This is a genomic window from Sulfitobacter rhodophyticola (assembly GCF_041281685.2).
GTDB lineage: Bacteria > Pseudomonadota > Alphaproteobacteria > Rhodobacterales > Rhodobacteraceae > Sulfitobacter.
This window is the reverse complement of sequence record NZ_CP166251.2, coordinates 2820787-2845909: the sequence shown is the minus strand read 5'-3', so window position 1 is coordinate 2845909 and position 25123 is coordinate 2820787. Positions and strand designations below refer to the sequence as shown.

At 60.4% G+C, this 25123-nt stretch carries 23 protein-coding genes and 1 pseudogene; 8 read left to right on the top strand and 16 right to left on the bottom strand.

What is annotated here, in order from left to right; translation table 11 throughout:
* Window positions 1–3 precede the first annotated feature (3 nt).
* A complete protein-coding gene (locus tag AB4X18_RS14950; RefSeq protein WP_370400845.1) occupies window positions 4–411 on the bottom strand; it encodes an SH3 domain-containing protein in 408 nt (135 codons plus the stop codon).
* Window positions 408–1838: a Glu/Leu/Phe/Val family dehydrogenase gene (locus tag AB4X18_RS14945; RefSeq protein WP_370400844.1), complete on the bottom strand. Its 1431-nt coding sequence runs from the start codon at window positions 1836–1838 to the stop codon at window positions 408–410. The genes AB4X18_RS14950 and AB4X18_RS14945 overlap by 4 nt, the downstream gene beginning before the upstream one ends.
* A gap of 470 nt (window positions 1839–2308) precedes the next feature.
* Between AB4X18_RS14945 and AB4X18_RS14940 the strand changes: the two genes are divergently transcribed.
* The 3 genes from AB4X18_RS14940 to AB4X18_RS14930 are packed head-to-tail and all read left to right on the top strand — an operon-like array spanning window position 2309 to window position 4832.
* Window positions 2309–3721 (top strand): TadE/TadG family type IV pilus assembly protein, encoded by a 1413-nt coding sequence (locus tag AB4X18_RS14940; protein WP_370400843.1) that lies wholly within the window; start codon window positions 2309–2311, stop codon window positions 3719–3721.
* Window positions 3718–4260 carry a TadE/TadG family type IV pilus assembly protein gene (locus AB4X18_RS14935; protein ID WP_370400842.1) on the top strand — a complete coding sequence of 181 codons (543 nt, stop codon included), beginning with the start codon at window positions 3718–3720 and terminating at the stop codon, window positions 4258–4260. The genes AB4X18_RS14940 and AB4X18_RS14935 overlap by 4 nt, the downstream gene beginning before the upstream one ends.
* Window positions 4260–4832, top strand: coding sequence for a TadE/TadG family type IV pilus assembly protein (locus AB4X18_RS14930; RefSeq protein ID WP_370400841.1), 573 nt, complete (start codon window positions 4260–4262; stop codon window positions 4830–4832). Before AB4X18_RS14935 ends, AB4X18_RS14930 begins: the two co-directional genes overlap by 1 nt.
* Window positions 4833–4930: 98 nt before the next feature.
* Here AB4X18_RS14930 and AB4X18_RS14925 read toward each other — a convergent pair whose 3' ends face one another.
* From AB4X18_RS14925 to AB4X18_RS14905, 5 genes are all read right to left on the bottom strand, one after another.
* Complete coding sequence (locus tag AB4X18_RS14925) at window positions 4931–5434, bottom strand: hypothetical protein (protein ID WP_370400840.1); 504 nt, start codon at window positions 5432–5434, stop codon at window positions 4931–4933.
* A gap of 63 nt (window positions 5435–5497) precedes the next feature.
* On the bottom strand, window positions 5498–5986 hold the full coding sequence (locus AB4X18_RS14920) for a periplasmic heavy metal sensor (protein WP_370400839.1): 489 nt from the start codon (window positions 5984–5986) through the stop codon (window positions 5498–5500).
* On the bottom strand, window positions 5979–6353 hold the full coding sequence (locus AB4X18_RS14915; protein ID WP_370400838.1) for a hypothetical protein: 375 nt from the start codon (window positions 6351–6353) through the stop codon (window positions 5979–5981). The genes AB4X18_RS14920 and AB4X18_RS14915 overlap by 8 nt, the downstream gene beginning before the upstream one ends.
* Window positions 6343–6933 carry an RNA polymerase sigma factor gene (locus AB4X18_RS14910; RefSeq protein ID WP_370400837.1) on the bottom strand — a complete coding sequence of 197 codons (591 nt, stop codon included), beginning with the start codon at window positions 6931–6933 and terminating at the stop codon, window positions 6343–6345. Before AB4X18_RS14910 ends, AB4X18_RS14915 begins: the two co-directional genes overlap by 11 nt.
* Before the next feature lie 54 nt (window positions 6934–6987).
* Entirely contained in the window at window positions 6988–7527 is a 540-nt protein-coding gene (locus AB4X18_RS14905; RefSeq protein WP_370400836.1) for a calcium sensor EFh, read from the bottom strand.
* Between the two features lie 204 nt (window positions 7528–7731).
* Here AB4X18_RS14905 and AB4X18_RS14900 point away from each other — a divergent pair, with 204 nt between their 5' ends.
* Together AB4X18_RS14900 and AB4X18_RS14895 are read left to right on the top strand one after the other, a co-directional pair.
* The gene (locus AB4X18_RS14900; RefSeq protein ID WP_370400835.1) at window positions 7732–8151 is read left to right on the top strand and encodes a DUF983 domain-containing protein; all 420 of its coding nucleotides are present in this window, start codon (window positions 7732–7734) and stop codon (window positions 8149–8151) included.
* A gap of 27 nt (window positions 8152–8178) precedes the next feature.
* On the top strand, window positions 8179–8877 hold the full coding sequence (locus AB4X18_RS14895; RefSeq protein ID WP_370400834.1) for an NUDIX hydrolase: 699 nt from the start codon (window positions 8179–8181) through the stop codon (window positions 8875–8877).
* Here the strand turns inward: AB4X18_RS14895 and AB4X18_RS14890 are convergent.
* The 6 genes from AB4X18_RS14890 to AB4X18_RS14865 all read right to left on the bottom strand — a co-directional run bounded on the left by AB4X18_RS14890 (window position 8874) and on the right by AB4X18_RS14865 (window position 14427).
* Window positions 8874–9776 carry an EamA family transporter gene (locus AB4X18_RS14890; protein WP_370400833.1) on the bottom strand — a complete coding sequence of 301 codons (903 nt, stop codon included), beginning with the start codon at window positions 9774–9776 and terminating at the stop codon, window positions 8874–8876. The genes AB4X18_RS14895 and AB4X18_RS14890 overlap by 4 nt on opposite strands.
* 50 nt (window positions 9777–9826) lie before the next feature.
* On the bottom strand, window positions 9827–11296 hold the full coding sequence (locus AB4X18_RS14885) for a carnitine 3-dehydrogenase (protein ID WP_370400832.1): 1470 nt from the start codon (window positions 11294–11296) through the stop codon (window positions 9827–9829).
* On the bottom strand, window positions 11296–11772 hold the full coding sequence (locus AB4X18_RS14880) for a hypothetical protein (protein ID WP_370400831.1): 477 nt from the start codon (window positions 11770–11772) through the stop codon (window positions 11296–11298). The genes AB4X18_RS14885 and AB4X18_RS14880 overlap by 1 nt, the downstream gene beginning before the upstream one ends.
* Window positions 11769–12677, bottom strand: coding sequence for a 3-keto-5-aminohexanoate cleavage protein (locus AB4X18_RS14875; protein ID WP_432816754.1), 909 nt, complete (start codon window positions 12675–12677; stop codon window positions 11769–11771). Before AB4X18_RS14875 ends, AB4X18_RS14880 begins: the two co-directional genes overlap by 4 nt.
* A 98-nt stretch (window positions 12678–12775) precedes the next feature.
* A complete protein-coding gene (locus AB4X18_RS14870) occupies window positions 12776–13267 on the bottom strand; it encodes a ClbS/DfsB family four-helix bundle protein (protein WP_370400830.1) in 492 nt (163 codons plus the stop codon).
* A gap of 116 nt (window positions 13268–13383) precedes the next feature.
* Window positions 13384–14427, bottom strand: a complete 1044-nt coding sequence (locus tag AB4X18_RS14865) for an aldo/keto reductase (protein ID WP_370400829.1) — start codon at window positions 14425–14427, stop codon at window positions 13384–13386.
* Between the two features lie 180 nt (window positions 14428–14607).
* Here AB4X18_RS14865 and AB4X18_RS14860 point away from each other — a divergent pair, with 180 nt between their 5' ends.
* A complete protein-coding gene (locus AB4X18_RS14860; RefSeq protein WP_370400828.1) occupies window positions 14608–15873 on the top strand; it encodes an MFS transporter in 1266 nt (421 codons plus the stop codon).
* A gap of 39 nt (window positions 15874–15912) precedes the next feature.
* Window positions 15913–17637: pseudogene (gene metG / locus AB4X18_RS14855) on the top strand (methionine--tRNA ligase); the annotation flags it as partial.
* 39 nt (window positions 17638–17676) lie between these two features.
* Here the strand turns inward: metG and AB4X18_RS14850 are convergent.
* A complete protein-coding gene (locus AB4X18_RS14850) occupies window positions 17677–20271 on the bottom strand; it encodes a methyl-accepting chemotaxis protein (protein ID WP_370400826.1) in 2595 nt (864 codons plus the stop codon).
* A gap of 132 nt (window positions 20272–20403) precedes the next feature.
* Window positions 20404–21330, bottom strand: a complete 927-nt coding sequence (locus AB4X18_RS14845) for a hydrogen peroxide-inducible genes activator (protein WP_370400825.1) — start codon at window positions 21328–21330, stop codon at window positions 20404–20406.
* Between the two features lie 102 nt (window positions 21331–21432).
* Between AB4X18_RS14845 and katG the strand changes: the two genes are divergently transcribed.
* Window positions 21433–23658: a catalase/peroxidase HPI gene (gene katG, locus AB4X18_RS14840; RefSeq protein WP_370400824.1), complete on the top strand. Its 2226-nt coding sequence runs from the start codon at window positions 21433–21435 to the stop codon at window positions 23656–23658.
* Between the two features lie 70 nt (window positions 23659–23728).
* On the opposite strand, the gene AB4X18_RS14835 is transcribed toward katG, so the two are convergent.
* Window positions 23729–25102, bottom strand: coding sequence for an aspartate aminotransferase family protein (locus AB4X18_RS14835; RefSeq protein ID WP_370400823.1), 1374 nt, complete (start codon window positions 25100–25102; stop codon window positions 23729–23731).
* Between the last annotated feature and the right edge of the window lie 21 nt (window positions 25103–25123).

The following is a 25123-nucleotide window of genomic DNA, read 5'->3' as shown; positions in this document are numbered from 1 at the left end:
CTGTCAGTGATAAAAGTCGCAAAGATACCCCGTGTGCGCCCAGCCATACACCGGCAGTTCCTTCACCGGCTGAGAGATGCCGTTCTGCGTCACCGTGCGGTAGCCATCCACGATGCGCACCCAACTGCCGTATTGCTCCCGGATATCTACGGTCAGAATTGCCAGCCGGTTGAAGGCCCGCACCTTGGCATAGGAACTGTCCGGCCCGCTGCGCACGGTCAGAAAACCATCCGGCCCGTTGACGTTGCAGACCATGGCATCCAACAGGGCAACGGTACTGTATTGCCAATTCTCGCGCGCAAGGCCAGCCAGTTCCACTTCACCGTATACCGCGTATTCGGCCCGCGTGGTCTGTGGCAGCAGCAGCACCGCCGCCACTGCGCCGACCAGACCGGACCGCCAGCGGGTCACAAACCCTTGGCGCGGTAGCTTGCCGCGACCTTCTCAATCGCCACCAGATAGGCTGCCGTGCGCAGATCGACGTTGTCATCGCGCCCGTGCCAGACAGTGGCCATAGACTGGTAAGCCGATTGCATCGTGTCATCGAGGCCAGAGCGCACCAGTTCCAGCTCTCCTGCCCCGCGCAGATACTTCTCCTTGAAATTCGGGCTCAATTGCCAGCCGATGCCGCTGTCGGCACTCAACCGTTCCAGCTCATCCACGACCAGTTGGTGGCGCGTTTCCTCCTGACGGCGTTGCATGCGGCCGAAACGAATGTGGCTGAGGTTTTTGACCCACTCAAAATAGGACACGGTAACGCCGCCCGCATTGGCGTACATGTCGGGAATGATCACCACACCCTTGTCGCGCAGGATCTCATCTGCCCCGGCCGTCACCGGCCCGTTCGCCGCCTCGATGATCAACTGCGCCTTGACGCCTGCCGCATTACCCTTGTGAATGACCCCTTCAAGCGCCGCGGGGATCAATATATCGCAATCTGCTTCCAGCAGCTTGGCACCGTCCGTTTCATGCGTCCCGTTCGGATAGGTCGCCACACCGTCATGCTTGCTGATCCATTCCCGCACACCCTCGACGTCCAGACCCTTCTCATCGTAAATCCCGCCGTCACGCTCAATGATGCCGATGATCTTGCAGCCGTCTTCTTCCGACAGGAACTTGGCGGCGTGAAAGCCCACGTTCCCAAGGCCCTGTACGATAACCCGCTTGCCGTCGAGCCCGGACTTGAACCCGGCCTTCTTCATCCCTTCCTTGTCCCGGAAGAAAGCGTGAAGCGCATATTGCACGCCGCGCCCGGTGGCTTCTGTGCGTCCCTGAATGCCGCCAGCGTGCGTGGGTTTGCCTGTCACGCAGGCCACGCCATTGATGTCTGTAGTGTTCATGCGCTTGTACTGGTCCGCGATCCAGGCCATCTCGCGCTCTCCCGTGCCCATATCAGGGGCCGGTACGTTTTGCGCGGGGTTGATCATGTCGCGTTTGATCAGCTCGTAGGCAAAGCGGCGCGTGATCATTTCAAGTTCGTTTTCATCATATTCGCGCGGATCCACGCATAACCCACCCTTCGAGCCGCCGAATGGCGCCTCGACCAGCGCGCATTTGTAGGTCATCAGCGCCGCAAGCGCTTCAACCTCGTCCTGATTAACCGCCATTGAGAAGCGGATGCCGCCCTTGACCGGTTCCATGTGTTCCGAATGGACGCTGCGATATCCGGTGAAGGTCTGGATCTGTCCGCGCAAACGGACACCGAAACGTACAGTATAGGTGGCGTTGCAGACCCGTATCTTTTCTTCCAGTCCCGGTGGGAGGTCCATCAGGGCCACGGCGCGGTTAAACATGATATCGACGCTGTCGCGGAAACTTGGCTCGTTGGCTGGGCCCATGTGGGTTTCTCCTTGCATTCGGAATTCTGGATTTCTCCAGCCTCCAGCCTAACGCGCGTCCTGCCATCGCGCGACTTATATTTGCATATTTATTGAGCGTTCCTGAAACATAGCGACCCCGTCCACCGACCTGTGGCCTGAGCGGGTTTCCCACCCCTTACGGGCAAAACTCCGCCGACACCATTTTTTGTGCGAGAATCCGCCGGCCAAATATGGCCTGACGCGCCTCAGTTTAAGGTTAACCCTCACATGCGAATTTTCCGCAATTTGGGCGAAAACAGACCGAATGTGCCCAGCACGGAAACAGCCGCCGCGAAAGTGCCGGATTATTGCCAACAAAGCGTATAAAACTCGTTCTTTTGCCAATACTTTGCCCCATTTCAGCCATCTTCTCCCGGCAAAAGCGAAGAAGGAATTTCCGGGCTTTGGACATGGGGGTGTCATGAGTCGGAGCATGAAAGGTAAACAGTATGGAACACAAACGACGCGATATACACGCGCTCTGCGAAAGACTTGTTTCCGCTGAGCGGCGTTTTGCCGATGATGAGGACGGGATGGTCACGATCTTCGCGTGTTTCATGATCGCCATCATGGTGCTTGTGGGGGGCATCGGTGTTGACATGATGCGCCACGAAATGGAGCGCACTCAATTGCAGGCCACCGCCGACCGCGCGGTGCTTGCTGCTGCCGATCTGGATCAGACACTCGATCCCGAAACAGTGGTGCGGGACTACTTCGACAAATCCGGCATGGGCGACTACGTGTCGTCGGTGAACGTGGATGAAGGTCTGAACTTCCGCACGGTCTCCGTGGACGCGACCAATACGGTCAGCACCCAGTTCATGGATCTGCTCGGCGTACCCACCCTCAACGTGCCGGCCTTTGCCGAAGCGGAAGAGAAGGTGAACAAGGTCGAGATTTCCCTTGTGCTCGACATCTCAGGGTCCATGGGGCGGAACAGCCGCATCCAGAACCTGCGTCCGGCCGCCAAGGAGTTTGTGAACACTGTTCTCAAGGATGAAAGCGAAGATCTGATCTCTCTTTCCATCGTGCCTTACTCTGCGCATGTGAATGCGGGTCCCGAAATCTTCAACCGCATGAATGTGGATGTGGATCACAGCTATTCGCACTGCATCGAGTTCGACGACGCCCATTTCGACACCACGGGCATCGACTGGAACAACACATATGACCAGATGCAGCACTTCGCGCGCTGGAACCCGGGTTACAACGACATGGACGAAACCGTCTGCCCGCGTTTCTCGTACGAGCGGATCACGGCGTTGAGCCAGAACCGCACTGCGTTGAACAATCAGATCGACAACCTGAAGCCACGTGCGAACACATCGATCTTCCTGGGCATGAAGTGGGCCGCCACATTGCTGGACCCCTCCTTCAACCAGATCGCTGCTGACATGGCAGACAACAACCTGATCGATGACGTCTTTTCTGATCGCCCTGCGGCTTTCACCGATCCGGAGACCTTCAAGACGGTCATCCTGATGACAGACGGTCAGAACGTCGCGACCCAGCGTATCCAGAACTGGTACTACAACTCCAACAGTGAGATCTATCACTGGAGCCGGTACAACGCAGGCTGGTACGTCGACAACTACGTCAGCTGGCGTTACCGCGACAACTTCTTCTACGAGAAGTACTCCGCATCCAAAGGCGACACCCTGCTTTATGCAGTCTGTGACGCGGCCAAGGCACAGAATATCGTGATCTGGTCCATCGGCTTTGAGGTAACGGACCACGGTGCTGACGTCATGCGCAACTGCGCCTCTTCGCCCAGCCACTTCTTCCGGGTTGAAGGTATCGAAATCACTGAAGCGTTCAAAGCCATTGCGCGCCAGATTAACCAGTTGAGGTTGACGCTATGAGAAAGTTTTTTGCAAACCGCCTTCGGCTTTTCCGCCGGGACGAGAATGGCGCAGCCCTGATGCTGGAATTCGTGATCTTCGTCCCGCTCCTCTTTACCTCCTTCCTGATGGCGGTCGAGATGAGTGTCTACACCATGCGCAGCATGATGCTGGACCGGGGAACCGACATCGCCGTCCGTGCGATCCGCCTGAACACCGGCACACCGCAGATCACCCATGAATGGGTCAAGGACACGATCTGTCGCAACGCCGGCTGGCTGGAAGAATGCGACGAACAGCTGAAGCTTGAGATGGTCACCGTTGACCCCCGCAACTTCGCTGCCCTGGATCAGACACCCGATTGTGTCGACGTGACACAAGACCCTGATCCGGTTCGTGGCTTCGCCCTTGGTCAGCAGCATGAAATGATGCTCATGCGTGCCTGCGTCCGCTTCAAGCCCGTGTTCCCGACCTCCGGTCTGGGCCGTGCATTTGACAAGGATGTCGAAGGCCGCGCCAAGATGATCTCTGTCACCGCCTTCGTACAGGAGCCAACCTGATGAAACAGCTCATGATCAAAAACCGGCTGCGTGCCGCCCTGCGGTGTGATTTCCTCCGCCGCGAGGACGGGACCATCGCGATCGAAGCCATGATCATCATGCCTATGATGTTCTGGACCTTCCTGGCCCTCTTCTCGATCTTCGATACCTATCGGATGTACGGGATCCACCAGAAGGCATCGTATACCATCGCTGACGCGGTCTCGAGGGAGACACTGCCGATCGACAATGAGTATATCGATGGTGTGCACGACATGTTCGAATACCTGGCCTCAAGCCAGGGCAAGACCAACATGCGCATCAGCCAGGTGAAGTATGACGCCGACGGCGACCGGTTCTACAAGGATTGGTCCGTCACACGCGGCGACATCGCGGCACTCGACAGCGAAGCTGTTGCGAACTGGCAAGACCGCCTGCCCAACATGGTTAACGAAGAGCGGGTCATCATCGTGGAAACGGTGACCGACTTTGATCCGCCTTTCAACACCGGGCTGGAACAGCGTGAGATCGTGAACTTCGTCTTCACCCGTCCACGTTACGCACCGCGCGTGTGCTACTACAACTGCAATTGATCCAGTTCAGGATCAGCGCGGCAGCACCGCCGACGCACTGAAAAACAAAAGCCCGCAGGTTCACGCCTGCGGGCTTTTTCTATCCAACGTTTTCTTCACTAGTCTGACGGGCTTTCCCGCTCCGCCATCATCGCGGCCAGAATATCCGACATGAACTTGGTCTGATTGCCCGGTGTCATCCCACCAATTCCGATCCGCCGCCCCATGCGCCACCACAAACCGGGCCGCCACATGCGTCCCTCGCCTGTCCCGGCGCGCAGCTTCAGCAAGAAACCGTTTGAGGGCTTGAATGCAAAAAAGCCCCGATCCATGCCTTCGATATCATCAATCGCTGCAATCACCGTGCCGTCCCCATCGCGCAGGCCCTTGGGTGTCAGCTCTACCCTGCTCGCCGTCGCGCGGCGCATCGCGTCCGCCATCCACAAGGCCGCCGCCCCGACCCCGATCAGGAACATCTGCCAGATCAGTTCGGGGGGGCGCACAAAGGCAATATAGATCAACAAAAAGCCCAGAACAGCGAGTGACACCAACCCCAGGAGCCGCCGTCCGGCAGAGGCACGCACCGTGGCAAGCACCTCGTTTTCATCTTCAAACTGGATCATGTACGCCCCTCATGCCGCTGCCGGGGCATAGCGTGCAGGATCATGCGGGGCAAGCGCCCAGGATCAGCGCTCCTTTCGCGGGGTCCGCCGCAACCGCTGTTCCAGCCTGTCTGCGTATGCCGCGCGTTGCGTATTGTTCATCTCGGTGAGATGGCGCAGCCAGGCTGCCTGGATGGTCCGCTGGGCCACTGCCACGGTTTCAGCCTGCGCGTTCAACAGCTTTTCGGGGCGGGATGGATCGAAAGGCTGCGCACGCAGCGCCTCAATCATCTCCTCATAGGCGGCCCTTCTGTCCGCGCGACTGGGCCATTGCCCCTGTTGCCGCAGCGCCCGAAAAAGCTTGCGCTGTGTCGCGCGTGGCAACTCGCGCACATAAGGCGCCCCAAATCCACGCATCTCAGATCGGTCGATATCACCGCCGCGCACGGGGCCACCGGGCCTTAGGATCGCACCACCAACGGCCCCGATGATCAGCAGGTTCAGCGCAAGCGACACACCGAGCAGCCAGCGCCAGCGCCGCGAAGGGCCGCTTGGTCCAACAGGTTCACTCATCCTCGAAACCCTCCTCAATTCCGGCAATCCAGTCATCGGCATAAAGATCGGCAAGAACCAGCGTCGATGTGCCGCCCGTCGCCGTGGATACCAATGCCCCGCCCACATCTGGCAGGATCTCAGGCGCTGCCAGACCCATCCAGAAGCCGACAAACGTGGCCGCGATCAGACCACCCACACCGGGGCCGCCGCCCAACAGTGCTATCCAGCGTTTCGCGCGCGCGGCTACCCCACGTTGCGGCGGCATCTGCGCACGTGCATCCGCCGCGACCCGCGCCATCAACGCATCCGGCACCTGCGGAGGTGCGGCGCGCGCAGCCACGAAGAGCGCCTCAAGCGATTGATCTTGCGTCTCTTTATCCGTCATCTTCAAACCCCAGTGCAGCCTTTTGGCCACTCAATGCGGCCGTCAAACCGCGTTTGCCCCTTGCCGTCAAACTCTCCACCGCTTCGATACCCACACCCAGAATTTCCGCGATCTCCGTGTTGGAAAGCCCCTCTAGATGTCGCAATACCACGGCTTGCCGCTGCCGTTCCGGCAATGTGGCCAACGCCGCCTGCAAGGCGTCAACGCGCGCGGCATCCTGCATCAGACCTTGCGCCGACCTGCCCGGATCGACAGGCTCTGCAATCGCATCCAGATCAACCGAAGCGCCTTTGCGCAGCAGATCCGAACACAGGTTGGCGACCACCCGGTAGGCCCAGGTGCTGACCTTTGCCTCTCCGGCACGCCACCGTGGCGCGATCTTCCACAAGCGCAACATCGCCTCCTGTGCGACGTCCTGCGCTGCCGCTTCATTACCGAGCACGCGCAACGCGTGGGAATAAAGGCGCGGGGTCAGATCTGCCGTCAGCAACCGTGCGGCCACTACATCCCCCGCGGCATAGCGGGCCAACAAGGCCGCATCCGCATCCCGGTCCGCCTGATGTGAAGGACGCGCATCCATTGCGTTACCTTTGTCCGGTCAGGCCCGCAAAGCAAGCAGGCCCGACCCGTTCGATCATTTGTTACGACGCATGCCATCGCGCAACTTGGCAAATTCATCTGCACTCAGCGTGCCGTTGCCATCCGCATCCAGACGCTTGATCACCTCTGCCGGATCCCGCCGTGCGGTGACTTCGGCCAAATCAAGTTTGCCGTCGGCATTGGTATCCAGCCGCTGCATCATGCGCGCACCTCGACGGTCCTTGCGCGCCTCACCGATCGCCTGCAATTCCGCCGCATCAAGCGCGCCGTTGCCGTCCGTATCATAGCGTTCCAGCATCTGTTTGGCCCGCTGCGCCCCGTCTTGCCCGGCTTTACCTGCGCGGCTGGCGCGCATTTCCTCGGGTGTCAAAAAGCCATCATCATCCGTGTCCGCACGGTTAAACCGCGCAGTGGCAAAGGCACGCAATTCCGCTTCGGTCACGGCACCATCGCTGTCGGCATCCATCGCCTCGAAGGCTGCAGCAGGGTCCATGCCGCGTGCGTCTGCAGCGATGCCGCCTAGTACGATAAGCCCGCTCAGGGCGAGCAGATGCAAGGTCTTGTTCCGTGTCATATCCTAGATCTCCGTTTCCAGTTCAGATCAGCACGCCCTGTTTTTCCGGGCCGCCATACCCTTCAAACGGACCATCTGCTGCTTTCCGTCGCAGATTTCTTCAGATTCCCCCCGGAATTTCGCGACATCGCGCCGCAACCGGTAACGGCCCTCTTGGAAAGATGCCTGCGATGACGCATATCGGCAGTGCGGAAGGAACGCATCATGACGCAGAATACATCCCAGCCAGATACCGTCGGCACCGATGACGCCCCTTCAGGTGAACGGGCCCGCTGGCCAGCTATTGTCCGCGGCTGGCGCGGCAAATGCCCCAATTGCGGCTCTGGTCCCTTGCTCAAGAGCTATCTCAAGGTCAATCACGATTGTGCCGTCTGCCGTCAGGAGTTCTTTCACCACCGCGCGGACGACGGTCCTGCTTACCTCACAATTCTGATCGTCGGCCACCTGATGGCCCCCCTGTTGCATCTCGTGTTTGTCACATGGCGACCAGAACCGCTGACGCTGTTCACGATATTTGCGGTTGGCTGCGTCGGTCTGTCGCTTTACCTTCTGCCCAGATTGAAGGGGGCCATGATCGGCTTCCAATGGGCACGGGAGATGGGCGGCTTTGGCCGCGCAGGCTGATCGTGCGGAACGACGAAAGGCCGCCGCTTGGCGCAGATCGATAAAAGCAAGGTCCGAAACGCCGCCACCGTCATCGTGCTGCGCGACCGTTTCACCACGCCGCGCATTCTGATGGGCCAGCGCGGCGCGAAAGCTGCCTTCATGCCCAACAAGTTCGTCTTTCCAGGTGGGGCGGTCGATGCTGCAGATGCGCAGGTGCCGCTTGCCGCACCGCTGTCGCCCCTTTGTGCCGACCGGTTGAGCGAGGAAGCCGATCCCGTCCTCGCCCATGCAATCACCGTCGCTGCCATTCGCGAACTCTGGGAAGAAACCGGCCAGATCCTCGGTGCGCCCGGCGACTGGACCGCGCCGCCTCCGCCCGACTGGACGGATTTCGCCGCAACCGGCCACCTGCCTGATGCAGGTGCGCTGCAGTTCGTGTTCCGCGCGCTCACGCCGCCGGGCCGACCCCGGCGTTTCGATGCGCGGTTTTTCCTTGTAGACGCGGATGCGCTGACTTCGGATGCGGATGACTTTTCTGCCGCGTCCGATGAACTGTCGCATCTGCAGTGGATACCGCTGTCCGAGATCCGCACCTTCGACATGCCCTTCATCACGCAGGTGGTCCTGGCCGAGATCGAAGCCCGCGCCCATGATCTGGCGCCTCCCACCTCCGTGCCGTACTTCCGCAACAATGACGAAGAGAGCCTGTTCCTGCGCCTTTATGGCCGCCCCATGGAAGACTAGATCACCGCGACCAACATCAGGATGGACACCACCAGCACGGCCATGCCGAGCCACTCTCGTCCAGAAATTTTCTCTTTGAAAAACATGGTACTGGCAGCAATGCTGAGGATCAACTCCACCTGCCCGAGCGCCTTGACGTAGGCGGCGTTCTGCAAGGTGAAGGCGATGAACCAGCACAACGATCCTCCCATCGACGTCAAACCGATCCAGACCGCCACCCGCCGCGCGCCCCATACGGCGGCGATCTGACCCGGTTCGCGCAGCACCAGCCAGACCACCATGATTGCCGTCTGCATCGCCACCACACACGCCAGCGTGACGGATGCCCGCATCAGAGGATCATCACTGACCACATCAAGCGACGCCGCCCGGTAGGTCACCGCCGAAAAGGCGAACAACACACCCGAGGCGATACCCAGTCCGGCTGCCCGGTTGGCCAGATGGGCCAGCTTGATCCCTCCGGCCCCCGTGCCACCGGATAGCAAAAGCAGCGCCACGACCCCCAGACCAATCGCCACCAATGCCAGCGGCGTCACGCCCTCGCCAAGGACGATCCATCCGACCAACGCCGTCTGTATCACCTCGGTCTTCTTGAAGGTGATCCCAACGGCAAAATTTCTTTCCTTGAACAACAAGACCACACAGACCGTGGCGAGGATCTGGGCGGTCGCCCCAATCAAGCCGAAAGCCCAGAACTGCGGTCCGATCTGCGGCAGCCCTCCGCCGCCTGCAGCCACATAGCCAAGCACCAACAGCCAGATGAACGGCAGCGAATAAAGGAACCGCGAAAACGTCGCCCCCGCCGCACTGAGCGTTGCGGTGGCCAATACCTTCTGCAACATGAAACGCACCGTCTGAAACGCTGCCGCCGCAAGCGTCACCGGTATCCAAAGTTCCACTGATCCGTCCCCCGTCTAAGGCATTGGGATTGCCGATCCCGCGCCTTCGGTTACCTCGCCCCGATCGCCCGCCCCAACCCGTCAGGTACCGGCAACCTCGCATGGCCTTGTGCAAACCGCACCAGATTTGCCTCGACCTCGGCGCTTGGTACGCTGGGCTTGCGGGTCTCCAGACTCACATGCAACAAGAAGTGCTCTCCCGTTGCCAACAACCGATCATCCTCCCTCATCTCATGCCACAGGTGCATTTTCTTGCCTGCACCCAGAATGACCTGCGTCGTGATCTCGATCACCGCCCCGGCATGCGCCTCATCAAGGTGCCGAATGTGTGTCTCTGCGGTGAAGTAACTGCCGCCGGAAGAAATATAGGCCGCATCGCAGCCGATCAGTTCCATGAAGCGGTCCGTCGCATCCGCAAAGGCGTGCAGATAGCGGCTCTCGGTCATGTGTCCGTTGTAGTCAGTCCAATCGAGCGGCACCGTCCGCCGTGCCGTCAGCACGGGCTGCTCCGCTGATACGTCAGCCGCGACCGCCCCCATCGGGCCGCCTGCCTTCAATGCCTGCTCCTGCGCAGCAATCAATGCACCGGCGCCCCAGTTCTGCGCCTTCAAGGCCCGCATCATTGCCACGAGGTTGTTGTCGCGGATCCGCTCCAACTCCCGGATCGAGTGATGCCCGGATTGCGCATCCGACTGCACGGCGATCAGATCGACCAATTCGTCGGTGAATTCCGGCACATCCATCAGCTTGGTCCAGGGCCATTTCAGCGCAGGCCCGAACTGCGCCATGAAATGCTTCATCCCCGCTTCGCCACCAGCCACGCGGTAGGTCTCGAACAGACCCATCTGCGCCCAGCGGATGCCAAAGCCAAAGCGGATGGCGTCGTCGATCTCTTCGGTGGTGGCGATCCCGTCCTTCACCAGCCAAAGCGCTTCGCGCCAGACCGCTTCCAGAAAACGATCCGCCACGTGGGCATCGATTTCTTTCTTCAGATGCAGCGGATGCATCCCCAGCGAAGAAAGCGTCGCCTTGGCGCGCTCAATGAACGCGGTCTCCCCCGCGTCTCCGGGCACCAGTTCCACCAACGGCAGCAGGTACACCGGGTTGAACGGATGGGCGACCATGATCTGGCTGGGTCGGGCCGCACCCTGCTGCAATTGCGACGGTTTGAAGCCTGAAGTTGAGGAGCCAATGACCGCTTTGCTGTCACAAGCCGCCTGCACTTCAGCAAAGGTCGCGTGCTTGATGTCGAGCCGCTCCGGCACGCTTTCCTGTATCCAACCTGCCCCGTCGACAGCCTCCGCGATGCTGTCATGGAAGCTCAAAGCGCCCTCACCCGGCAAAGCGACGTCGGTCAACCCCGGCAAAGATCGCCGCGCATTTCCCAGGACCTCGCCGATCTTACGCTCCGCCTCCGGATCCGGGTCAAAGATGCGCACGTCCCACCCGTTCAGCAAAAACCGCGCAGCCCAACCACCGCCAATGACCCCGCCCCCGATGATCGCCGCTGTCCTGCCCATTACTCAGCCTTCCGCATCTGGCTGACATCCCAGCCATTGAAATCCAAAATCTCCGTGGCGGCCCTGATCCGGTCTGCGCTACCCGGTCGCGCCCGGTCAATCACGGCCGCCCAAGTGCCTGCAGCATCTCCAACGGCTGCTGTGCGAAACCCGTCATCGACCCACATCACCACCAGCGTCTGCCCGCCACCGCGTTCGCGCAGCACGCCGGGGGCCGTTACGTCAAAACCGGTCTGGCCATCCCCAGCGACCCGGACATAGGCGTCATCCGTTGCCACCACGTAGGTTGACGCATCCGCGCATGCCCCGATGCAGGCCAGCGTTTGCCAATCCCCGGCGAAACGCACCTTGTCGAACCGCGTCGTCCCCGCGAGGATCGCGTCGGGGTTGCGCAAGTCAGTCTTCTGTTCGGACAACGGTGCCGCACAGGCACCCAAGAGCAGCGCAGTGGAAACAGCCAGGAACGCGCGCCTCACGCCGCTGCCTGCAATTTCAGTCCAAGCTTTTCGCGTACCTCCGCCGGCCCGATGACCCGCGCGCCCATGTTTTCGATGATCGTGCCTGCCCGTTCCACCAACTGCCAGTTTTCCGCCAGCACGCCTTTCTCCAGCCAAAGGTTGTCCTCCAACCCCACGCGCACATTGCCGCCCGCCAAGACACTTGCCGCCACATATGCCATCTGATTGCGCCCCAGCCCAAAGGCGGAGAAGGTCCAATCCTGCGGCACATTGTTGACCATCGCCATGAAAGTATTGAGGTCATCCGGAGCGCCCCAGGGCACGCCCATGCACAGCTGCACCAGCGCAGGCGCATCAAGCACTCCATCCGCAACCAGTTGTTTTGCGTACCACAAATGGCCGGTATCGAATGCCTCGATCTCCGGCTTCACGCCCAGCTTGGTCATCATCGCACCCATGGCCGTCAACATGCCGGGTGTGTTGGTCATGACGTAGTCGGCTTCGGCAAAATTCATGGTTCCACAATCCAGCGTACAGATTTCGGGCAGGCATTCCGCGATATGTGCCACGCGTTCCGTTGCGCCCACCATGTCCGTGCCGTCCCGCGTGGGGAACGGGCTATCCACGTCCCCAAAGACGATATCGCCTCCCATGCCTGCCGTCAGGTTCAGCACCACATCAACTTCAGAATCCCTGATCCGATCAGTCACTTCGCGGTAAAGCTTCACGTCACGGCTTGGCACGCCCGTCTCAGGATCCCGCACATGGCAATGCACCACCGCTGCACCTGCCTTGGCCGCTGCAATCGCGCTTTGTGCGATCTGCTGAGGGGAGCGGGGTACATGTGGGCTTCGGTCCTGCGTGCTTCCGGAGCCGGTAACGGCGCAGGTGATAAAAACGTCTTTGTTCATTGAAAGTGGCAAGGGTCGGCCTCCGTGGCGGGGATTCTCGGCCAGACCATGCGACAGCGATCAGCCGATGACCATGCTGAAAACGACGCCTTCCGCGCTCAGTCGCGCCGCTACATCACCTTGAGGCGCTGACGCAGATATTTGGCTGCTGACCTGTAGTGGCTTGGGCCTGTCGCCTCAGCCCAGCGCCCCGGCGTCCATTTGTTGTGGGCACCCTGCATCGGGCCGCCATACAAATCCGCTTCCGATGCGTTTTGCATGAAGGCAAGCAAAAGGGCGTGGTTTTGGTCGAGCGTCGCAATCGCCCCGGGCCAATCGATGTCCATCTGCCGGGTGCGCAGATCCGCATTGTAGCGTTTGAGGTCGTTCCACTTGTACCCAAGTGCAGGGAAATACACCGTCTTGCCGGCTTTTCCATCCCTGTACCACCCCAGGAAAAGCGTGATCCAATGGGCGCGATGGGCAATCACATCCTTGATCGATGTGTCGTCTTCGTCCTTTGCCAACGCCTGACGCGGCGCAACATCGGCCATTACCTTTCGAAGCTTCGCATATTCCTTTTCGGTGATTGCGATCAGGTCTGCCTTGGTGGTCGCTGCCATGGAAAATCTCCTTTGCAGCGCCAGAATATCGGACCCGGCGTTCGCTGGGATTGACCCGGATCAAACGAGTGCAACGATTTTCAGCAATTGGAATGCGGCTCGAACGCACTGCCCCTTCAATATGGCATCGGATGTGTGCGATTGATCTCATCCAGCGCTGTCATCACTTCGTCGCTGAGCGTGACATCAGCAGCAGCCAGCGCCACTTCAAGCTGCGCCATCGACGTGGCCCCGAAGATCACAGATCCCATGAAAGGCCGCACCCGCGCCCAGGCCAGCGCCATATGCACCGGATCCAGCCCATGATCCCGCGCCAGTTTCAGATAGGCGTCTACCGCATCGAATGCACGTGCGGTCCTGCGCCCACCCATCTCTGGCACCAACGACATACGGGAGCCTTCGGGCACTGCACCATCTTGGTACTTGCCGGTCAGCAACCCCGCGGCGAGAGGCGAAAACGACAGCATATCAACCTCTTCATTGATACACGCTTCCGCCACGTCGGTATCCGCCATGCGACACATCAAGGAATATTCATTCTGAACCGAAACGGGCCTTGGTCCGCCCGTGCGCCGCGCGACCTCCGACCATTGGGCTAGCCCCCAGGCGCTCTCATTGCTCAGGCCAAAGGCGCGGATGGTGCCGCGTTTCACCTGATCTTGAAGCGCACCCATAGCATCTTCCATGTGGGAAATATTCTCTGCTCGGTCCTGCCCGGAGGGGTCATAGGTCCAGTTCTGCCTGAACATGTAACTGCCGCGATTGGGCCAGTGGAACTGATACAAATCAATGTAATCGGTCTTCAGCCTGCGCAAGGATCCTTCAATCGCGGCAGCGATGGTCTTGGAACTGATCGGTGCCCCGTCGCGGACATGTGCCATGCCCGCGCCCGAATGCTTGGTGGCCAGCACAACGTCGTCGCGCCGCATGTCCCGCTCAAACCACAGGCCGATGATCCGCTCCGTCCGGCCTGTTGTCTCCGCGCTGACGGGGTTGACGGGATACATTTCAGCGGTGTCGATGAAATTGATGCCCGCATCAAGTGCGCGGTCAATCTGTGCATGCCCTTCGTCGGTGGTGTTCTGCGTACCCCACGTCATCGACCCCAGGCACAGATCCGTCACCTCGATATCGCTGCTGCCAAGTTTCCTGCGCTTCATCTTCGATCCTCTTGCCTGTGTCTGCGCGCACCCTAGCCTGCGGGCGGACGACTGCAAGGGCGTATGATTGCGCCGCTTTCCACAAAAAAACTGTAAACAAACCCGTCAGACAGGGAAAAAACGACGCGCTGCGTCGGGAACGCAAGGGGCGGCGCGTCCAATTCTCCGTATCACCGGAGCATGCGCATGTTGATTTCCTTTGCGGCCCTCTTTTTGTCCATCATCCTGCTTCAGTTGTCCTCAGGTGGTGTCGGACCGTTGGATGTCCTGTCCGGCAGCACGCTGGGATTCTCCCGACAGGAAATCGGCCTTCTGGGATCAGCGCATTTTCTGGGGTTCTTCGTCGGGTGCTGGTGGGCCCCGCGCCTGATGGGATCGGTGGGTCACAGCCGGGCCTTTGCCGCATTTACCGCGACCGGGGCCATCGGCCTGCTGGCGCATATGTTGGTGCTGGATGCCTACGCCTGGGCGGTGATGCGCATGGCCTCGGGCCTGTGTGTGGCGGGCTGCTACACGGTGATCGAAGCCTGGTTGCAGGCCAAGGTCACCAATGAAACGCGGGGCCGCGCGATGGGGGTCTACCGCGTCGTGGACATGACCGGATCCTTGGGCGCGCAGATGTTGGTTGGTGTGCTGGCACCAGCGTCTTACGTGTCATACAACCTCCTGGCGATCCTGTGCTGTGCTGCGCTGCTGCCCGTCGTGCTTAGCACCGTGCAACAACCCGATACCCCAAGCCAGCCGCGTTTGCGCCCGCGTTTGGCCTTCGAACGCTCCCCGCTTGCGGCAGCGGGCGTGGTGGTGGCCGCACTGTCGAGCGCGTCATTTCGGATGGTGGGGCCGATCTACGGACAAGAAGTAGGGCTGAGCGCACCGCAAATCGCCTGGTTCCTGTCAGCATTTGTGCTGGGCGGCGCGGTGGCGCAATTCCCGGTGGGATGGCTGGCAGACAAGTTCGACCGGCGATGGGTGCTGATCTGGCTGTCGGTGGCAGCAATGGGCAGTTGCACCGTCACGGTCTATGCAACAGGACTTAGTCCGACGGGCATCTACCTTTTGGCCGGGCTTTTCGGCCTGACCACCTTTCCGATCTATTCCGTCGCTGCCGCACATGCACATGATTTTGCAAGTTCCAGCGAACGGGTGGAGCTTTCCGCCGCTTTGATGTTCTGGTTCGCGGCGGGCGCGATCCTTGCGCCATACGTGGCTTCCGTCCTGATTGAGAATTACGGCCCTGCGGCCTTGTTCACCATGGTCTCCGCAGGGCATCTGCTGCTTGTGGTCTTTGGCCTCATCCGTATGCGCGCGCGGCCCACGCGGGACAAGCGCACAGCCTATGTCTATGCCCCGCGCACGTCCTTCCTGATCGGACGCCTGCTGCGCAAGGAACGGGAGGCATCGCCGACCAAAACCCCCAAGGGGCAACCCGTGTCCGGGGCTGATTGATCCCCGCGCGCGCAGGGGCTATGCAGGCCCGAACGCAGCAAGGACACGCCCATGGCCCGCCACCTGATCACCTCCGCAATTCCCTATATCAACGGGGTCAAGCATCTGGGTAACCTGGTGGGCAGCCAACTGCCTGCGGACCTCTATGCCCGCTATTTGCGTTCCCGTGGGCATGAGGTGCTGTTCCTGTGTGCCACCGATGAACACGGCACGCCCGCCGAACTGGCCGCCGCCAAGGCGGGCAAACCGGTTGCTGAATACTGTGCCGAATTGCACGCCATTCAGGCTGACATTGCCAAAGGCTTCGGCCTGTCCTTTGACCATTTCGGGCGCTCCTCCAGCCCCCAGAACCACAAGTTGACCCAGCACTTTGCAGGTGTGCTGGCCGATCAGGGTTTGATCGAGGAGGTGGAGCAAAGCCAGATCTATTCCGAAACCGATGGCCGCTTCCTGCCCGACCGCTATGTCGAGGGCACCTGCCCCAACTGCGGGTTCGAGGACGCGCGCGGCGACCAATGCGACAACTGCACAAAGCAGCTCGATCCCGAGGACCTGATCAACCCCCGTTCCACCGTGTCAGGCGCCACCGATCTTGAAATGCGCCCGACCAAACATCTGATGCTACGCCAAAGCGCGATGAGGGATCAGCTGGATGCATGGATCACATCCAAGACCGACTGGCCCGTACTGACGACCTCCATCGCCAGGAAGTGGCTGCACGATGGCGACGGATTGCAGGATCGGGGGATCACCCGTGACCTGAAATGGGGCGTGCCGGTCAAACGCGGCGACGCGGATTGGCCCGGCATGGAAGGCAAGGTGTTCTATGTCTGGTTCGACGCACCCATCGAATACATTGCCTGCGCGCAGGAATGGGTCGATGCGGGCAAGGGCGACGATTGGGAACGCTGGTGGCGCACCGACAAGGGCGCGGATGACGTCCGCTACACCCAGTTCATGGGAAAGGATAACGTGCCATTTCACACGCTCAGCTTTCCGTCAACGATCATGGGGTCAGGCGAGCCTTGGAAGCTGGTGGATTACATCAAGTCTTTCAATTTCCTCAATTATGATGGTGGACAGTTCTCCACCTCGCGCGGGCGCGGGGTGTTCATGGATCAGGCGCTGGAGATCCTGCCCAGTGATTACTGGCGCTGGTGGCTGTTGTCCCATGCGCCGGAAAACGCCGATGCGGAGTTCACCTGGGAAAACTTCCAGGCCTCCATCAACAAGGACCTGGCGGATGTTCTGGGCAACTTCGTCAGCCGGATCACGAAATTCTGCCGTTCCAAATTCGGGGAGGCGGTGCCGGAGCCGGGAACATACGGTGCGCCGGAGAAGGCTTTGATCGCCGATCTGACCGCCCGTGTCGCGCGCTACGGCGCGGCGATGGATGCCATCGAAGTCCGCAAGGCGGCGCAGGAGTTGCGCGCGATCTGGGCGGCAGGCAACGAATACCTCCAAGCCGAAGCGCCATGGTCCACCTTCAAGACCAACCCCGATAAAGCCGCGGCACAGGTTCGGCTGGCGTTGAACCTGATCCCGCTTTATGCGCGGCTGTCGGCGCCCTTTATCCCCGACGCCGCCGCCAGCATGCTGGCGGCCATGCAGGTTGAAAACGCAGGCTGGCCCAATGATGTGCCTGCGTCACTGGCGCAGCTGGCACCGGGCCACTCTTTCGAGGTGCCGGAGGTTCTCTTTGCCAAGATCACCGATGAACAGCGGGAAGAATGGGCCACCCGTTTTGCCGGCGCGCGCGACTGACATCATGTGATAGATGAGCAGCGGCGGCGATGGCGGGCACTAGAATTCCTCCCATCCGTCGGGGTCCAGTTCGGGTGCCATGTCGACCGCGGCATTGCCCTGCATCGCTGCGGGCGCCACTTGCGGCCCGGGATTGGCGGGTTTCGCCGCGAGGGTCGGCGCAGGCGGCGCCTGGATGCCTTGACCCTTCATGCGGAACCGCGACACTGCACTGACAAGGGAATCCGTTTCCGTGCGCAGCGCATGGCTTGCTGCGGTAGTTTCTTCGAACATCGCTGCATTTTGTTGGGTCACATGGTCAAGTTCGTTCACGGCTGTGTTGATCTCTGCAAGACCGCTGGATTGCTCTCGCGCCGACGCCGCGATGGTCGCGATCCGGTCGGAGATGTCCGAGACCGACGACACGATGGAGCCGAGGGCCGAACCTGTTCGGTCCACAAGATCCACCCCCTGCCGCACCTGATCCCCGCTGGAGGTGATCAGCGTGTTGATTTCCCGCGCGGCATCCGAGGACCGCTGCGCCAGCGCGCGCACTTCGGTTGCAACCACTGCGAACCCGCGACCGGCCTCGCCCGCGCGCGCCGCTTCAACTCCGGCATTCAGTGCAAGTAGATTGGTCTGAAAGGCGATATCGTCAATCACGCTGGTGATCTTTGATATCTCTTGCGAGGAATTCTTGATCCCGTCCATGGCCGCGACGGCCTGCCGGGCCACTTCCCCGCCCTGTTCGGCGTTCTTTTGCGCTTCCGCCGACATCTTGGAGGCGTCATCGGCCCCTTCGGCGGCGGATTTTACAGAAACCGTCAGTTCATCCAGTGCCGCCGCCGTTTCCTCGAGCGTTGCGGCCTGCTTTTCCGTCCGACGCGACAGATCGTCGGCGGCGGTGGTGATCTCGCTCGTCTCATTGCGGATGGAGTCGGCGTTGTGCATCACACCACCTATGGTCTGTTTCAGCGCCCCGACGGCCGCATTGAAATCCAGGCGCAAACGGTCGTATTCGCCGGGAACGGCTTCGGAAATCTCCGATTCCAGATCGCCGTCTGCCAGTTGTTGCAACGCTGTCCCCAACAGTTCAACAACACGCCCCTGTTCATCCGCGGCCCGCGCACTTTCCCGAAGCGCCTTTTGCCGTTCCGCGTCCTGGGCGGTGACATCCACCCCCAGAAAGACCACGCTTTGCGCTTCACCCCTGGCATTGCTGACAACTGAAAAACTACCTTCCAGCGTAAACACCTTGTCCGCCCGGGTGCTGTAGGCTTGGAACCGCCCGGGGCCTATGGCCCCGTCAAACGCCTTGCGTGCAAAAACAGCGCCATCTGCATCGCCCTCGAGATTACCCGCGAACATGCGGGCCATGGTACACCGGCGGGCCTCCTCTTCAGTGCCATTGATCAGCTTGAGGAAGTTCGAATTGCTGGTGGAAAGGTTCCCCGCGCGGTCGTATTCAATCATCAGTTGACTGGCATTGATCGCCTCAAGGATCGTGGCATTGTGCTCTGCCCGGCTACGGTCGGCCCATTCGACCACGCAGCCAAAGACTGTCCCATCTGCTGCCACCGATGGATTGAGGCGAATTCGCAGCGTGCGCCCTGCCACTGTTGTCTTGACCTCGAGAGGTGTCGGCCTCTGGCCCGGACTGCCGTCAATCTGCGACAAGGAGTTCCGGAGCGGACCAAAATCGCCAAGCTTCGCGCCGATGACTGTGTGGGACGTGATGCCCGGCCAGATCTCTGCCAGACCTGCGTCAACATTTTGCAGGATTTCGTGACAGGCAGGGTTGCAGAATGTCACCTTCAATTGTTCATCGGTCACCATCAGTCCGGCAGCCGTCCCGTCAAATGCAGCCCCCTTGAACATCGCCGCATGTTGCGCGACCTGCGCCTGTGACAGGGTTTTGCGAAAGGCGTCCAACCGTCTGGCCATGCTGCCGATTTCATCCCGTCTTCCAACCTGCGGCACGTCAATATCGTAGTGTTCCTCGGCCACTTCCGACATGGCCTGTTCAAGCTGGGCCAGCGGGCGCGACATGCCGCCCCGCAAATAGAGTGCAACAGCGCCAAGTGCCGCCACCAGAACGCCCAACGCCACAAGCAATGTCGTCCGCTGCGATTGCGCCAGCTTTGCCAGTTGATGGTCTTCCGTCCACCCCGTAACGATTGCACCAACCGTCTTGCCCTCCTGACCAAAGCGAACAGGTTCGGCACGTAGAAGGCCACCGGGGGAAGAGACCGGCACATCTTTGTCCTTTGCCTGCCGAGCCAGCCCCTGCATCGTCCTCTTGACGTCTGATTGCGCAAGTGTCTCCGACGCATACAGAACCGCCCCATTGGCATCCACGACGAGGGCGCCCAATGCGTCCTGTCCCGCCGCGTTGATCACATCTGTTACGACACCACTGAGTCCTTCGGCATTGCCGAACTGCACTTCGCCGCCGATCTGCATCGCGATCAAACCGGTAACCTCGTCCGCGCGGGTCTTCATTTTGTCAATGACTGTCCGCTCCATCGCGGCGGTGCTGCGCGTCACGATCACCGCGACCACCAAGATCGTGCAAAGCGCCACCATGAACGCGCATTTGAAAAACAGGCTGCGCAGCGGGTGCACCCGGCGGCGGGCAGGGAAAGATGAAGTCATCGGCAAATCCTCAAGCGTGCAGTCAAGCGCCCGCTATGGCGCTGCCGCACCCTAGGGCCACAGGTCTTACAACCAGATTAACACTGCCAAGTCTTCAAGCGCCCTTTCAGTCCATTGATATAATTACTAAAATCAGCGCTGTGCTGTTTCGACCTGAATATGCGCGCCAGTACAGGTCTGGTCGGCCGCTTGGCGCACGACCTGCGCAACCTCACACAATTCCTGCGTCATTGGATTCGTACGGCGCCAGACCATTCCGATTGTTCTTCCCGGTACGGTGCCCTCGAACGGGGCGCAGACCACATCGGCCATGCGCGTCTCAAGCGGCACGGCCATCTGCGGCAGGATCGTCACCCCAAGACCTGCACCCACCATCTGCACCAAGGTCGACAACGAACTGCCATCCAGATCGTCGCGGGCAAATCCTGCCGGACGGTTGCAGAACGACAAGGCCTGATCGCGCAGACAGTGCCCTTCTTCGAGCAGCAACATGTTGCGCAGATCAGTCACCTTCGGCACGGGAAGCGCCGCATCGGTCGCAGGGCGCACAAGGACAAATTCCTCCGAAAACAACACCGTTTCGGACAGCGACGGCTCCTCAATCGGCAAGGCGACCAAAGCCGCATCAAGGCGCCCCTGCAACAGCTCCTCGACCAGCCGCGCGGTCTGGCTTTCGCGCAGCCGCAATTCGAGATCGGGAAATTCTGCGGACAATCTTGGCACAAGACCAGGCAACAGATACGGCGCGACGGTCGGGATCACCCCCAGCCGAAAGCGTCCCGCCAGCCGTTCGCGCGCCGCGGCCGCGAAAGCACCCAGATCGTCCGCCTGTCGCAAAAGCGCACGCACGCGGGTTGCGAAATCCTCTCCAAAAGCCGTCAGTCGCACCTGACGGGCGGCGCGCTCAAACAGGGCCTTACCGGTCTGCTGTTCAAGTTCCTTTATCTGTACCGAAAGGGCCGGTTGGGAAATCGCGCACATCTCCGCTGCACGGCCGAAATGCTGCTGCTGGGCCAACGCCTCAAAATAGCGCAACTGTTTCAAAGTGAAGTTTGCCATAAGGACAGATTATTACAACGATCAGAACAATCAACTACACCTTATCGCACCCGGTTGATATAATCTGACAGGAATCCCCCCTTACCCAGACAGGAGCAGATCATGGACGGCAATGATTATGAAAGCGGTGGCGGATGCCCCGTCATGCACACCAGCGCCAAGAACACCACGTTCAACGTAAGATCCAACAAGGATTGGTGGCCAAACCAGCTGAACCTGAAGATCCTGCACCAGAACACCCCGCTGTCGGATCCGATGCAGCAGGATTTCAACTATGCGGAGGCTTTCAAGGCGCTTGATCTGGATGCCGTCAAGAAGGACCTCGCAGACCTGATGACGGAGTCGCAGGACTGGTGGCCCGCGGACTATGGCCACTATGGACCGATGTTCGTACGCATGGCGTGGCATGCGGCAGGTACCTACCGCACGGCGGACGGGCGCGGTGGCGCATCATCTGGCTCGCAACGATTTGCGCCGCTCAATTCCTGGCCCGACAACGGCAACCTTGACAAGGCGCGCCGCCTGCTTTGGCCGATCAAGCAGAAGTACGGTGCGGCGCTGTCCTGGGCGGATTTGTTTGTGCTGACAGGCAACGTCGCGATGGAGACGATGGGCTTTGAATGCTTCGGATTCGCGGGCGGACGCGAAGACATCTGGGAACCCGAAGAGGACATTTACTGGGGAACGGAAACCGAATGGCTGGCTACGTCCGACAAACCCGGCAGCCGCTACACCGGTGAACGTGAGCTTGAGAACCCTCTGGCCGCCGTTCAGATGGGTCTGATCTATGTCAATCCCGAAGGCCCGGACGGCAACCCCGACCCGCAGGCGTCGGCCCATGATATCCGCGAGACATTCGCGCGCATGGCAATGAACGATGAAGAAACCGTGGCGCTGACCGCAGGTGGTCACACCTTTGGCAAGGCGCACGGCGCGGGCGATCCGTCACTTGTGGGTGCGGAACCCGAAGGGGCGTCCATCGAAGAGATGGGCCTGGGCTGGAAGAACGGTTTCGAAAGCGGCATCGGCGTGCACGCCACGACCTCCGGCATCGAAGGCGCCTGGACCCCAACACCCACGACTTGGGACATGTCCTATTTCGAGACGCTGCTGGGCAACGAATGGGAACTGACAAAAAGCCCCGCAGGCGCGCATCAGTGGAAACCGAAGGGTGACGCGATGGCGGATGCCGTGCCGGATGCGCACGATCCCAGCCGCAGGCACGCACCAATGATGACGACCGCCGACATGGCAATGAAGGTGGACCCGTCTTATCGCAAGATATCAGAGCGTTACGCGGCTGACCCTGCCCTTTTCGCAGATGCCTATGCCCGTGCATGGTTCAAGCTGACCCACCGCGACATGGGACCCAAGGCGCGTTATCTGGGCAAGGAAGTTCCCGCAGAAGACCTGATCTGGCAGGATCCGATCCCGGCTGTCGATCATCCGTTGGTGGATGATGCGGATGTGGCGGCACTGAAAAAGCAGATCCTCGCATCCGGGCTTTCCATCGCCGATCTGGTGTCGGTGGCCTGGGCCTCTGCCTCTACCTTCAGGGGCTCGGACAAGCGTGGCGGTGCCAATGGTGCGCGTATTCGCCTGGCCCCGCAAAAGGATTGGGAGGTCAACGAACCTGCCCGTCTGGCGCGCGTGCTGGAGACGCTGGAAGGCGTGCAATCCGCCTTCAACGACAACGCATCGGGTGGCAAGAAAGTCTCCATCGCCGATTTGATCGTGCTGGGCGGGTCGGCCGCTGTGGAGGCGGCAGCAAAAGCTGGTGGTCACGACATCACCGTGCCGTTCACGCCAGGCCGGATGGATACCAGCCAGGAACAGACCGATTCGGAAAGCTTTGAAGTGCTTGAGCCGCAGGCCGACGGGTTCCGCAACTACCTGCGTGCGGAATTCGCAGTGCCGACCGAAAAGCTGCTGGTGGACCGTGCACAACTGCTGACCCTGACCGCGCCGGAAATGACCGTGCTGGTGGGTGGCCTTCGGGTGCTGGGGGCGAACTACGCTGACACCAATCACGGTGTCTTCACTGACCGTCCCGGCGTGCTGAGCAATGACTTCTTCACCACGATCCTCGACATGACCTGCACATGGTCCGCCGTCGACGATCAGAAGCAGGTCTTTGAAGCCCGTGACCGCCACAGTGGCGACGTTGTGCGCACCGGAACGCGCTGTGATCTGATCTTCGGGTCCAACTCGCAGCTGCGGGCCTTGGCCGAAGTCTATGGCAGCGCCGATGCGGGCGACACGTTCGTCACGGACTTCGTCACCGCCTGGACAAAGGTCATGGACGCGGATCGCTTCGAACTGGCCTGATCAGGGTTAACTTGCACCGATCAAGCCGCCCCTGCCGAAAAGCGGGGGCGGTTTCTTCTTGGGCCAGCCGCTATCCGAAAACCGTCTTTACGGCCCGTGCTGTCGCCGCGACGACCGTGTCGACGTTTTCGCGTGTCAGGCACAAGGGTGGCGCGAAACCAAGGATGTCCGACTGCGGCATCGCCCGTGCGATCACCTTGTCCTGCGCAAGAAGTGTCGCGGAAACCTCCGGCCCGATCTTGTCGGTGGCATCGAAAAACACACGGTCAGCCTTGTTCTTCACGAACTCCACCGCGCAAAGCATCCCTTCGCCCCGAACGTCTCCGACGTTGGGATGATCGCCCACAGCTTCCCGCATGCTGCGGGTCAGATAGGCGCCGACGTCTCCGGCGTTCGCAACCAGATCAAGCTCATCAATCAGCTTGAGGTTGGCCACCCCGGCTGCCGCCCCGATGGGATGCGCGGAATAGGTCCAACCATGGCCGATGGGACCGTTTTCATCCGTCCCCTGCTCCAGAACCTTCCAGACCTTGTCACTGACTATGGACCCGGACAGCGGCGCATAGGCAGATGTCAGGCCCTTGGCGATGGTGATCACGTCCGCCTCCAACCCATAATGATCGGAGCCGAACATCGTCCCCAGCCGACCAAATCCGGTGACCACTTCATCCGCGATCAGAAGGATGTCATGCTTTTTCAGCACGGCCTGGATTGCGGGCCAATAGCCTACGGGCGGTGGCACGATGCCACCCGTTCCCAGCATCGGTTCCGCGATGAAAGCCGCAATCGTGTCCGCGCCTTCCTTTGCAATCATGGCTTCGAGCGCGGAAACGCAATGGGCGACGAACTGTTCTTCGGTCTGATCCAAATCCTTGCGGCGATAGTAATACGGTGCCTCTGTATGCAGGATGTTTGCCAGCGGGATACCGAATTTGCGATGGAACAGGTCCAACCCGGTCAGCGATCCGGTCACCAGACCGGAGCCGTGATATCCACGCCATCGACTGATAATCTTTTTCTTTTCAGGGCGCTGCAGGACGTTGTTGTAGTACCAGACAAGTTTCACGTTGGTTTCATTCGCATCTGATCCCCCCAACCCGAAATAGACCTTCGACATGTTCGCAGGTGCGCGATCAAGGATCATTCTGGACAGCGTGATGCTCGCCTCTGTGCCGTGGCCCGCGTAGGAATGGTAATAGGCCAGCTCACGTGCTTGCACGGCGATGGCGTCGGCGATTTCCGTCCGTCCATAGCCGACGTTCACGCAGTAAAGGCCCGCGAAGGCATCCAGCAACCGTGTGCCGTCGCGGTCTTCAATGTGCACACCACTTGCCGTTTTGATGACCCGGTTGGGGCTTTCTCCGCGGGCGTGCTGGGCCAGATGCGTTGACGGATGAAAGAAGTTTTCGCGATCCCATTGGTCGAGTTGGTCGTTTCTCAGCATCCTGTCTCTCCTTGTGCATCA